This is a genomic window from Flavonifractor sp., from assembly GCF_019422385.1.
Taxonomy (GTDB): domain Bacteria; phylum Bacillota; class Clostridia; order Oscillospirales; family Oscillospiraceae; genus Flavonifractor; species Flavonifractor avistercoris.
Window position 1 is genome coordinate 1 of record NZ_JAHZDL010000084.1, and the last position, 10,029, is coordinate 10,029.

13 protein-coding genes and 1 pseudogene are annotated in these 10,029 nt (G+C 64.9%); 8 read left to right on the forward strand and 6 right to left on the reverse strand.

Features of this window, described 5'->3' with window-relative positions; genetic code table 11:
* Both QZ378_RS10445 and QZ378_RS10450 read right to left on the reverse strand, forming a co-directional pair.
* Positions 1 to 273 (reverse strand): ATP-binding cassette domain-containing protein (locus QZ378_RS10445; protein ID WP_291258223.1); only part of this gene is annotated, 273 nt, incomplete at its 3' end.
* On the reverse strand, positions 270 to 650 hold the full coding sequence (locus tag QZ378_RS10450) for a GntR family transcriptional regulator (RefSeq protein WP_191379350.1): 381 nt from the start codon (positions 648 to 650) through the stop codon (positions 270 to 272). The genes QZ378_RS10445 and QZ378_RS10450, both read right to left, overlap by 4 nt.
* A gap of 123 nt (positions 651 to 773) precedes the next feature.
* Between QZ378_RS10450 and QZ378_RS10455 the strand changes: the two genes are divergently transcribed.
* The 8 genes from QZ378_RS10455 to QZ378_RS10490 all read left to right on the forward strand — a co-directional run bounded on the left by QZ378_RS10455 (position 774) and on the right by QZ378_RS10490 (position 6,793).
* Positions 774 to 1,856 (forward strand): alanine/ornithine racemase family PLP-dependent enzyme, encoded by a 1,083-nt coding sequence (locus tag QZ378_RS10455; RefSeq protein WP_291258224.1) that lies wholly within the window; start codon positions 774 to 776, stop codon positions 1,854 to 1,856.
* 128 nt (positions 1,857 to 1,984) lie between these two features.
* Positions 1,985 to 3,004, forward strand: coding sequence for a restriction endonuclease (locus QZ378_RS10460; protein ID WP_291258225.1), 1,020 nt, complete (start codon positions 1,985 to 1,987; stop codon positions 3,002 to 3,004).
* A gap of 150 nt (positions 3,005 to 3,154) precedes the next feature.
* Entirely contained in the window at positions 3,155 to 3,748 is a 594-nt protein-coding gene (rbr, locus tag QZ378_RS10465; RefSeq protein ID WP_291258226.1) for a rubrerythrin, read from the forward strand.
* Between the two features lie 127 nt (positions 3,749 to 3,875).
* Positions 3,876 to 4,295 carry a MarR family transcriptional regulator gene (locus tag QZ378_RS10470; protein ID WP_207728528.1) on the forward strand — a complete coding sequence of 140 codons (420 nt, stop codon included), beginning with the start codon at positions 3,876 to 3,878 and terminating at the stop codon, positions 4,293 to 4,295.
* Between the two features lie 3 nt (positions 4,296 to 4,298).
* On the forward strand, positions 4,299 to 4,970 hold the full coding sequence (locus QZ378_RS10475) for a DUF6198 family protein (protein WP_291258227.1): 672 nt from the start codon (positions 4,299 to 4,301) through the stop codon (positions 4,968 to 4,970).
* A gap of 153 nt (positions 4,971 to 5,123) precedes the next feature.
* Positions 5,124 to 5,540, forward strand: a complete 417-nt coding sequence (locus QZ378_RS10480) for a DUF3842 family protein (protein WP_087237725.1) — start codon at positions 5,124 to 5,126, stop codon at positions 5,538 to 5,540.
* 184 nt (positions 5,541 to 5,724) lie between these two features.
* On the forward strand, positions 5,725 to 6,330 hold the full coding sequence (locus QZ378_RS10485) for an ECF transporter S component (protein WP_291258228.1): 606 nt from the start codon (positions 5,725 to 5,727) through the stop codon (positions 6,328 to 6,330).
* Entirely contained in the window at positions 6,317 to 6,793 is a 477-nt protein-coding gene (locus QZ378_RS10490) for a hypothetical protein (RefSeq protein ID WP_191385456.1), read from the forward strand. Before QZ378_RS10485 ends, QZ378_RS10490 begins: the two co-directional genes overlap by 14 nt.
* Before the next feature lie 43 nt (positions 6,794 to 6,836).
* Here QZ378_RS10490 and QZ378_RS10495 read toward each other — a convergent pair whose 3' ends face one another.
* From QZ378_RS10495 to QZ378_RS10510, 4 genes and pseudogenes are all read right to left on the reverse strand, one after another.
* Positions 6,837 to 7,844 carry a hypothetical protein gene (locus QZ378_RS10495; RefSeq protein WP_291258229.1) on the reverse strand — a complete coding sequence of 336 codons (1,008 nt, stop codon included), beginning with the start codon at positions 7,842 to 7,844 and terminating at the stop codon, positions 6,837 to 6,839.
* Complete coding sequence (locus QZ378_RS10500; RefSeq protein WP_087237749.1) at positions 7,841 to 8,377, reverse strand: sigma-70 family RNA polymerase sigma factor; 537 nt, start codon at positions 8,375 to 8,377, stop codon at positions 7,841 to 7,843. Before QZ378_RS10500 ends, QZ378_RS10495 begins: the two co-directional genes overlap by 4 nt.
* Before the next feature lie 345 nt (positions 8,378 to 8,722).
* Positions 8,723 to 9,892 carry a phosphoglycerate dehydrogenase gene (locus QZ378_RS10505; protein ID WP_191402724.1) on the reverse strand — a complete coding sequence of 390 codons (1,170 nt, stop codon included), beginning with the start codon at positions 9,890 to 9,892 and terminating at the stop codon, positions 8,723 to 8,725.
* A 14-nt stretch (positions 9,893 to 9,906) separates the two neighbouring features.
* Positions 9,907 to 10,029: pseudogene (locus tag QZ378_RS10510) on the reverse strand (3-phosphoserine/phosphohydroxythreonine aminotransferase); the annotation flags it as partial.

Genomic DNA, 10,029 nt, shown 5'->3' on the forward strand with positions numbered 1-10,029 from the left:
GAGGCCGTCGTGGAAGGTGGTCTCGTCCAGCACCACCCCCACCTGGGCCTTGACGGCCTGCTCATCCCTCAGATTATCCAGCCCCAGCACCTGGATCTCCCCGCCGTCCCGGCGGACCAGGTTGAGAATGCACTTGATGGTGGTGGACTTGCCCGCGCCGTTCTCCCCGATCAGGCCCATGATGGTGCCGCCGGGCACGGTGAAGGACACGTCGTCCAGCTTGAAGGAGCCGTAATCCTTGGTGAGATGGGACACTTCCAATGCGTTTTTCATACCGTTTCGTCTCCATACAATAGGTTGAGGGTCTCGGTGAGCTCGGAGAGGGTGAGGCCGGCGGTCTTGGCGATGTCCACCGCCTGGGAGAGATGCTCCTCCGCCCGGCGGAGGGCGTCCTCATGGACCAGCTCCGGGTTCTGGGGCGCCACAAAGCACCCCTTGCCCGGCACGGTGTTGATGAAGCCCTCCCGCTCCAGCTCCTCATAGGCCCGCTTGGTGGTGATGACGGAGATGCGCAGCTCCTTGGCCAGCAGCCGCATGGAGGGCAGGGCCTCGCCCTCCTTCAGCTCCCCCCGGAGGATGAGGCCCTTCATCTGCCGGGTGATCTGGTCATAGATCGGCACGCCGCCGGAATTGCTGATGATAATGTCCATGGTGCACCTTCTTGTTCTACTGTATATATCCAGCATATACAGTATGACATATAGATACCCTCTTGTCAAGAGGGAAAATAGGGGGTAAACTGGAGATAAGCTGAGAAAGGGGCTGAGACACCCATGTATGCGCCCATTTTAGAGATTGACACCCGAAAAATCACGGAAAACGCCCGAAAGCTCCACGACTTCTGCGCCGACCGGGGGGTGGAGCTGACCTTTGCCACCAAGGGCTTCTCCGCCCGGCCGGAGGTGATCCGGGCCGCCCTGGCCGGCGGGATCACCCGCTTCGCCGACAGCCGGCTGAAAAACATCGCCGCCGCCAAGACCGCCATACCCGGCCTGCACTACCTGCTCATCCGCATACCCGCCATGGACGAGGCGGAGGACGTGGTCCGCTGGGCGGACTGCAGCCTCCAGAGCCAGATCGAGGTGATCCGCGCCGTGTCCGACGCCGCCCTCCGGGCGGGCAAGGTCCACCCCATCATCCTGATGATCGACGTGGGGGATCTGCGGGAGGGGGTGTTCGGCAGGGAGCAGCTGGACGAGATCGCCCCCCAGATCCAGGCCTGCCCCGGCGTGGAGCTTATCGGCCTGGGCACCAACGTGGGCTGCTACGGCAGCGTGCTGCCCTCGGTGGCCAACACCCAGATCCTGGTGGAGCTGCGGGACTACCTCAACAGCAAATACGGCTTCCACATCACCACCTTGTCCGGCGGGGCCACCTGCACCCTCAAGCTGCTGGAGGACGGCCTGCTGCCCCGCGAGATCAACCACCTGCGGGTGGGGGAGGCCATTCTCTACGGGGAGGACACCACCGGCAACCGCTTCCTGGAGGGCTATCACCAGGACGCCTTCCACTTCAAGGCCCAGGTGGTGGAGCTGCGCCGCAAGCCCTCGGTGCCCATCGGCGAGCGGGGGCGGGACGGCAAGGGGGACATCCCCGAATACCCCGACCGGGGGGTGCGCCTGCGGGCCATCTGCGCCGCCGGCAAGCAGGACGTGGCCTGGGCCGCCCTCACCCCCACCCTGCCGGGGGCGGAGATGATCGGCGCCAGCTCCGACCACCTGATCGTGGACGTGGAGGACTGCGCCGGACAGGTTCACGTGGGGGACTGGATGGACTTTCGCTGCGGCTATATGGCGGTGCTGGACGCCACCACCTCCGCCTACGTGGAGGTGCGGGTACGGACAGAGGGGCGGTAAGCATGTCGATTTTTCCTGCTGAACTCCTGACGACTCAGAATTTGGAAAAGAGCCGCTGCTTTCTTCCCCTATACGAGCGGGAGCTGGAGGAAATCGCTGCTGGCCTGCGGGACAGAGGCCTGGTCGCATTGGAGGGAGATTATGGCTCCGGCAAAACCGCCCTGGCCCTGAGATATACGGAGCGGTACGCGGACCGCTATCCGGGGGGCGTGACCCTGTGCGGCACATACCACGATTTCCAGGACGCCATAGAGGCATGGGGGAGACAGGGGGTTCCCGGGCAGCAGCACCTGGTGGTGGCGGATGAACTCACCGGGCTGGCGCATCAGACGCCGGAGCTGGAGAAATTCCTCAACCGGTTTTATGAGCTTTTGAGATATATAGACAGCGGCGGTCCCATGGCGGTGCTGATGATCGGAAATCCCGTGCCGGAGGAGCTGGCCCGGCGGTGCCGGCATGTCAGGCTTGGGCCGCTTTCGGTCGAAGATCTGGATAAATTGATCAGCCAGTGGCGGAATTGGATGGGCCGGGATGGGATCTGGCCCGGACCCCAGGTATTTCAGGGGGCAGATGGAAATCTGCGCAAGCTGCTCACCGCCCTGGAGCTGCTGCGGGAGACCGGCGGCCCCGCGCGGCGGTTGGAGACGCTGCCCACCCTGCTGGGTGCGGACGGTCGGCCGTTGTCCGCAAACAGCGGCGCCTTCAGACACATCCGGGTAGACCTGTCCTGTGCCAATGAGGAGCTGCTCCGCCTGGTGCGGGAGCGGCCGGAGGAGATGTACCGCATGAGGCCGGCGGAGTTTGAGGGCTTTGTGGCCGCCCTCCTCGCACGGATGGGCTATCAGGTTACCCGCACCCCGCTGACCCACGATGGGGGCGTGGACGTGGTCGCCGTCCGGAAGGCCGGGCTGGGTTCCTTCCTGGGCCTGGTGCAATGCAAACGGTGGAGGCCGGACCGCGCGGTCGGCATTTCCGTGGTGCGGGAGCTCTACGGCGTTGTGGAAGCGGAAAGGGCGATCTTTGCCTCCCTTTTTACAACTTCCTATTTTTCACGGGAGTCTCTGGATTTCCAAGAGCGATTCATCCACCGGATTTCCCTGAAGGACTACAATACCATCAAGGCGATGCTTACAGAAATATCACGGTAACGGGGCGTTGAGGCCCGTTGCGGACTGATGCCAGGAAACGGGAGCGGCCTTCCTGCTGGGGATGACAGATTCCGCATTGCCCGGCTTCCGGTATGAAAAGAGTCCCGGATGGGTATGCTTTGGCTATCCATATCAACAGGAGGGATCCCCATGTCCGTTGCCTTTGACCAGAGCCAGACCAGGCTCAACCTGATGCGGGCCTTCGCCGGCGAGAGCCAGGCCCGCAACCGCTACACCTTCGCCGCCGGGCTGGCCCGGAAGAAGAACCTCTACGTGCTGGAGAGCGTGTTCACCTTCACCGCCGACCAGGAGAAGGCCCACGCCAAGGTGTTCTACAACCTGCTGGAGCAGGTGTCCGGCCAGTCGCTCCAGGTGGACGGCACCTACCCCGTGGAGCTGTTCCCTGACATTCTGGACCACCTGCGCTCGGCCCAGCACAACGAGTATCAGGAGTACAGCCACGACTACGCGGGCTTTGCAAAGACCGCCCGGCAGGAGGGTTTCCCTGAGATCGCCCACATCTTCACCATGATCGCCGGCATCGAAAAGATCCACGGCGACCGCTTCGGCCAGTTCGCCCAGCTGATGGAGCAGGACAGGCTCTTTGTCTCCGACGCGGAGGTGAAGTGGATGTGCCTCAACTGCGGCCAGGTGATGGATGCCACCATGGCCCCCGCCCTCTGCCCCGTGTGCAGGCATCCCCAGGGGTTCTTCATCCGCCTGGAGATGGCCCCCTTCCAGTAAGTTGCCCAAGCAAAAAGTCCGGCCGCCCTGAGGGCGGCCGGATTTTTTGCTTGGCTTGACAGGGCAGGAAAATCCCTCTATAATAAGAACGCTTATAATAAGGAAACTTATTGATGGAGGACATCCCATGGAATCCCTGCACTACTTACTGATGAAGGCCCACACCACCCTGAACCGGAAGATCGTGGCCGGGGTGGGGAAGCTGGGCCTGACCTCCGGCCAGCCCAAGGTGCTGGACTACCTGAACCGCTTCGGCGAGCGGGATCAGAAGACCATCGCGGCCTACTGCGAGATCGAGCCGGCCACGGTGGGGAGCATTTTAATCCGGATGGAGTCCGCCGGGCTGATTACCCGCCGCCAGCGGCCGGGCAACCGCCGCTCCCTCTACGTCTCCCTGACGGAGCGGGGGAGGGAGGCCGCGGCGGCCCTGGACGGGGTGTTCGCCGCCGCCGAGGAGGAGGCCACCCGGGCCATGTCCCCGGACGAGGTGGAGGCCCTGCGGGCCGCTCTGGAGCGGTTCTGCCGCTCCGCCGGACGGGAGGTGTGAGCCGTGCGGACGAAAAAAAGCGCGGCGGAGCTGCTCCGCCGCTGGCTGTTTTTGGTGGTCAGCCTGTTTGTCATGGCCCTGGGGGTGGCCTGCTCCATCCAGGCCAATCTGGGCACCTCCCCCATCTCCAGCGTGCCCTATGCCCTCAGCCAGTTTACCCCCCTGACCGTGGGCACCGCCACCATTGCCATGAACGCCGTGTTTATCCTGATTCAGATCCTGCTCCTCCGGCGGCGGTATGACCCGGTGCAGCTGCTCCAGCTGCCGGTAGCCATTGTATTCGGCTATCTCACCGATTTCGCCGTATGGCTGGTGAGCTTCCTCCAGCCTGCCGCCTACTGGCAGCAGTGGCTGCTCTGCCTGGTGGGCATCGCCCTGGTGGGTATAGGCGTCAGCTGCGAGGTCACCGCGGGTGTGGCCACCATGGCCGGCGAGGGTGTGGTACTGGCAGTGTGCCAGGTGACGCCGGTGAAGTTCGGCACCATGAAGGTGACCTTCGATGTGACCCTGGTGGTCATCGCCTGCACCCTGTCCCTGCTCTTCCTGGGGCATCTGGCCGGGGTGCGGGAGGGCACCGTGGCCGCCGCCCTGCTGGTGGGCCAGGTGGCCCGGCGGATGAACCGGGCGCTGGAGCCGGTGGACCGCCGGCTGCTCACCGGATACGGAGACTGCTGAGACTTGGCGCGGGCCCGCACAGCTTTTTTGGGGGAAGGGGAAATGTGGCAGGCCCCTGCTGTGCCCCTGTAGTGGCGAAAATTTTTTCTTGCGAGATACCCCTCATGCCGGTATAATATAGAAAAATCTGCAACGGAGAGAGGACACGCAATCATGGAAGTACTAGTCATTGACGGCCAGGGCGGGCGCATCGGGCAGCAGCTCATCAAGGCCATCCTGTCCCGCTACCCGGAGGTGGAGCTCACCGCCATCGGCACCAACAGCTTGGCCACCTCCGCCATGCTCAAGGGGGGCGCGGCCCAGGGGGCCACGGGAGAGAACGCTCTGCTGGTGGCCTGCCGCCGGGCGGACGTGATCCTGGGGCCGCTGGGCATCGTGATCGCCGACGCACTGATGGGGGAGATCTCCCCGGCCATGGCGGTGGCGGTGGCTCAGGCCAGGGCCAGGCGGATTCTCATCCCCCTGAACCAGTGCGACAACCTGGTGGCCGGGGTGGCGGACATGCCGGTGGGCCGCCTGCTGGACAGCGCCGTGGACGAGCTGGGCCGGGTGCTGAAGGAATTGGCTTGACAGCCCGCCGGGGGAATAGTATAATAAACCAGAATTCCGGCAGGAAGCCGGTGGGCGGGCCAGAGCCCGCGCAGCATTTCCCGGCACTGTGACATCTATGAAGACTGCATGAAGGAATACCAGGAAGGTATCGTTTTCCCAAGGAAAACGGTACCTTTTTTGTGTTCTGAGGAGGTATGACACTATGAAAACCGTCTCCCGCGCCTACGCCAACCGGCTCCGCCGGCTGGTCTACTCCGCCCTGTTCCTGGCCCTGGCCCTGCTGCTGCCCTTCCTCACCGGGCAGATCCCCCAGATCGGCTCCGCCCTGAGCCCCATGCATATCCCCGTGCTGCTGTGCGGCTTTGTCTGCGGCTGGCCCTGGGGGCTGGCGGTGGGCTTCATCGCCCCGCTGCTGCGCCACCTGCTGTTCGGCATGCCCCCCATCCTCACCGCCATCGCCATGGCCTTTGAGCTGGCCGCCTATGGCGCCTTCTCCGGGCTGCTCTACCGCCTTCTGCCCAAGCGTCCGGCTTACATCTATGTGTCCCTGATCGGCGCCATGGTGCTGGGCCGTGTGGTGTGGGGCTGCGTCCAGTTTGTGCTCGCCGGGCTGCAGAGCACCACCTTTCCTCTGTCCGCCTTCTGGGCCGGGGCGGTGACCTCTGCCATTCCCGGCATCATCTGCCATATCGTGCTCATCCCCATCCTGGTGATGGCGCTGCAGAGAGGAGGGGTGGTGCTCAATGGAGCCGCTGTGGACGCTCCTGTCGGTCCACGGCGCGCGGTATCCCCGCATGGAACCGTGTGACGCCGTCAAGCTGGTCTATCAGAGCGTGCTGGGCGGCGGCCACCTGATCACCGACCCGGCCCGGAGCCTGGAACGGCTGGCGGAGGAGTACGCCGCCGTGCCCCAGACCGTCGGTCCCCTGTATGAGGCGCTGGGAAACGGCGTGGTGCGGGTACACCTGTCCCGGCTGGACGCCTGGGGAGTGGGCCTGGAAGCCCTCAACAGCTGGTTCGTTCGCTCGGCGGAGGTCTGTCCCGGCACCAGGAAGGCGCTGGAGGCCTCCCTGTGGGAGCTGATCCGGGCGGCGGAGGCCAGGCTGCTTCCCTTTTCTCCGGCGGCGCTGGCAGAGTATCTGAGGGGCTACCGGGCGGCGGGCTGCCCGCCGGTGTCCCACTCGGCGGCCTACCGGGCGGCCTATCACCCAGCCTATCGGGTGGGGCTGCGCAGCCTGCTGCCAGAGGAGCTCCGCACCTGCGGCACATAGACCAATTCCCCGGAACCCGTCTTCCTCTGAGGGCGCTCTGCGTTTACTGGGGCAGCTCGATGACCCAGTTGAGATCCTCGTACCAGTGGTAGTCCGGATCCTCCATGGTGATCCGCGAGACGGACACTCCGTTGATGACCACCGCCGACACCGGTTCGGCCATGTTATCCGGCTTAATCGCCTCGAACCGCTCGGTGCCGTCCAGTTCAAAGGAACCGGACGTATTGCCGCAGGGATAGCTCTCCCCCGACTCCCCAATGAAGGTGATGTCAAAGGGCCAGGCCCACCACTCCGGGCTGTCGAAGTACGCGGACAGGGATGAGCCGTCCTCCGCCACCAGGATGGTCATATCACCCTGGGGCAGGGTCCAGGTCTTTTCCACTGCGGCCGTGGCCTCTGCCGGCACCAGGTTGATGGGGATCTCCCAGTCCCCCGCCGTGCGCATGGTCCCCTCCATGCGCAGGACACAGCCCTCGGCGGGGGGCTCCGCCAGCGCGCAGGAGACCGCAGTATACCCGGTCGTCTGAAAGCCCTGCTCCCGGAGGTAGGCATGGTAGCTGCCCTCCTCCCCGTCGCGGGTGCTGTAGAGGCCGATCCCATGGTTTTCCTCCACCAGCACCTCATCTCCGGCGGACAGCGTGAGCCGATAGTGCATGGTCAGCCTTCCTGGGAACCGCGAATCCCTGGGGAGCTCTCCAAGCCGGACAGGAGAGAACACCTGGATTTCCAGCTCCAGCTCTCCGTCCCGCAGCGTGCCGTCCACCCGGTACGTCCAGTCCCCCTCCGTCCAGGTGACAGGCTCCTCCAGCACCCAGAGGGTGTCCCCATTCTCCGTGGTGGCGCCGATGCCCACAAAATAGCGGTAAACCGCCTGCACTCCGACGGCCAGGGCCTGGTAATTCACCAGCCCCAGCACCAGGCCCACGCAGGCCGCCAGGGCGGCCAGCCGTCTCAGGGACACCCGGCCCCGCCGCGGAGGCGTCACCGCCTCCTCCGTCAGCGCCAGCAGGCCCTCCGCCCCCAGCGCCTCGTCCCAGTTGTAATGCGTCATGCGTCTCCCTCCTGTTCCCACAGGCCCAGGCCCTGCCGGGCCAGCAGCCTTTTCAGTTTCCTCCGCAGGCGGCTCACCCGGGCGTCCACCCCGTTGGGGGACAGGCCCAGCACCCCGCCGAGCTCCGCCGAGGGCAGGCCGTACACAAACCGCAGGGTGAACAGCCGCCGCTCCTCCCGGCTCAGCTCCCCCAGGGCCCGGCGCAGGCCGTCCCGCACCGCCGCCCCCTCCGCCTCGTCTCCCGCCGTCAGGTGGACGTGATCCTCCAGGGGCTCCTCCGCCCGGGACGCCAGGGCCCGGCGGCGGTCTCTGGCCCGGCTGCGCAGGAGCAGGCACAGCCAGGTCTTTTCGCTGCCCCGCTCCGGATCCCACTTCTCCCGGCCCTCCACAAAGGCCCACACCGCGTCCTGGACGCACTCCTCCGCGTCCTCGGGCCGGCCGGGGAGCTGGGCCGCCGCCACCGCCGTGAGCAGCTTGCCGTACTGCCGGAAGATCCGCTCCGCCTCCCGGTTTTGATCCAGAATGTCCTCCATCCCTTCGCCCCCTTTCACCCTACAGTACGGCCGGAAACGCAAAAACCTGACGCGCCGGGACAAGTCTTTTCCCGGCGGACGGCGGCGGGGGCAAGCCCCCGCCCCAGCCTGTCGAAAAAGTCTTTTCGACAGGCTACTGAACTTTTTGAAACTTGTTTGAAGTTTCAAAAAGTTGTTTGATCCAACGCGAAAGGGAACCCTGACGGTTCCCTTTCACACTATCCTTCCCTCCGAGTCCTTCGGCAAGAAGGTTTACCGACAACCTGGGCGGGGGCAAGCCCCCCTACAATGCCTTGCAAAAAACGCGGAGGAACCGGGGTTCCTCCGCGTTTGGTCTGTCCTGTTTTAATGGTTGAGCAGGCGCACCCGCAGCACGCCGTCCAGGGCGCGGATCTCGCTTGCCACGGCGTCGCTGACCCGGCTGCCCACGTCCACCACGGTGTAGGCGTAGTCCTTCTTGGACTTGTTGGTCATGTTCTCCACGTTGACCCCGTCCTTGGACAGCACGCCGGTGATGCTGGCGATGGCGCCGGGCACGTTGCGGTGGATGATGCACAGGCGGCACTCGCCGCTCCACGGCTGCACCAGGGTGGGCAGGTTCACCGAGTTGGTGATGTTGCCGTTCTCCAGGTAGTCCCTGAGCTGCTGGGCCGCCATGACGGCGCAGTTCTCCTCGCTCTCGGGGGTGGAGGCGCCCAGGTGGGGGATGGCCACCACGTTCTTGCCCTGGAGGATCTTGTTGTTGGGGAAGTCGGTGACGTAGCAGGCCACCTTGCCGCTGTCCAGAGCCGCCAACATGTCGTCGTCGTTCACCAAGCCGCCCCGGGCCAGGTTGAGGATGCGCACGCCGCCCTTCATCATGTGGAAGGCGTCCTCGTTAAGCATGCCGCGGGTCTCAGCGGTCTGGGGCACGTGGAGGGTGATGTAGTCGCAGTTTTTATAGATGGTCTCCAGATCCATGGCCCGGTGAACCAGCCGGGACAGAGCCAGCGCCCCGTCCACCGACAGGAAGGGGTCGTAGCCGAACACGGTCATGCCCAGCTTGGTGGCGATGTTAGCCACCTGCACGCCGATGGCGCCCAGGCCAATGACGCCCAGCATCTTGCCGGAGATCTCGGGGCCCACGAACTGGCTCTTGCCCTTCTCCACCACCTTCTCTACATCGGCACCCCCGCCGGCCTGGGTGCGCACCCAGTCGGCACCCTCGGTGATTTTCCGGGAGGCCAGGAGCAGGGCGCACACCGCCAGCTCCTTCACCGCGTTGGCGTTGGCGCCGGGGGTGTTGAACACCACGATGCCCGCCTCGGAGCAGCGGTCGATGGGGATGTTGTTGGTGCCCGCGCCCGCCCGGGCCACGGCCCGCAGGGCGTCGGGGAACTGATAGTCGTGCATGTCAGCGGAGCGAACCAGAATGCCGTCCTCGTTCTCCACGTCTCCGCTGATGGTAAAGCGGGTCTGATCCAGCACGGACAGCCCGGCGGGGGAAATTTTATTCAGCGTCTTAATTCGATACATATGGCCCTCTCCCCTCAGTTGTTCTTGTCAAACGCCTTGATGAAGTCGCACAGCTTCTCCACGCCCTCGGTCGGCATGGCGTTGTAAATAGACGCCCGCATGCCGCCCACGGAGCGGTGGCCCTTCAGGTTGGTGAA

Excerpts from the sequence above, each read along its gene's own strand:
- QZ378_RS10455 (WP_291258224.1), top strand. The coding sequence starts at position 774 with ATGTATGCGCCCATTTTAGAGATTGACACCCGAAAAATCACGGAAAAC.
- QZ378_RS10480 (WP_087237725.1), top strand. The coding sequence starts at position 5,124 with ATGGAAGTACTAGTCATTGACGGCCAGGGCGGGCGCATCGGGCAGCAG.
- QZ378_RS10490 (WP_191385456.1), top strand. The coding sequence starts at position 6,317 with ATGGAACCGTGTGACGCCGTCAAGCTGGTCTATCAGAGCGTGCTGGGC.
- QZ378_RS10450 (WP_191379350.1), bottom strand. The coding sequence starts at position 650 with ATGGACATTATCATCAGCAATTCCGGCGGCGTGCCGATCTATGACCAG.
- QZ378_RS10485 (WP_291258228.1), top strand. The coding sequence starts at position 5,725 with ATGAAAACCGTCTCCCGCGCCTACGCCAACCGGCTCCGCCGGCTGGTC.
- rbr (WP_291258226.1), top strand. The coding sequence starts at position 3,155 with ATGTCCGTTGCCTTTGACCAGAGCCAGACCAGGCTCAACCTGATGCGG.
- QZ378_RS10505 (WP_191402724.1), bottom strand. The coding sequence starts at position 9,892 with ATGTATCGAATTAAGACGCTGAATAAAATTTCCCCCGCCGGGCTGTCC.
- QZ378_RS10500 (WP_087237749.1), bottom strand. The coding sequence starts at position 8,377 with ATGGAGGACATTCTGGATCAAAACCGGGAGGCGGAGCGGATCTTCCGG.
- QZ378_RS10470 (WP_207728528.1), top strand. The coding sequence starts at position 3,876 with ATGGAATCCCTGCACTACTTACTGATGAAGGCCCACACCACCCTGAAC.
- QZ378_RS10495 (WP_291258229.1), bottom strand. The coding sequence starts at position 7,844 with ATGACGCATTACAACTGGGACGAGGCGCTGGGGGCGGAGGGCCTGCTG.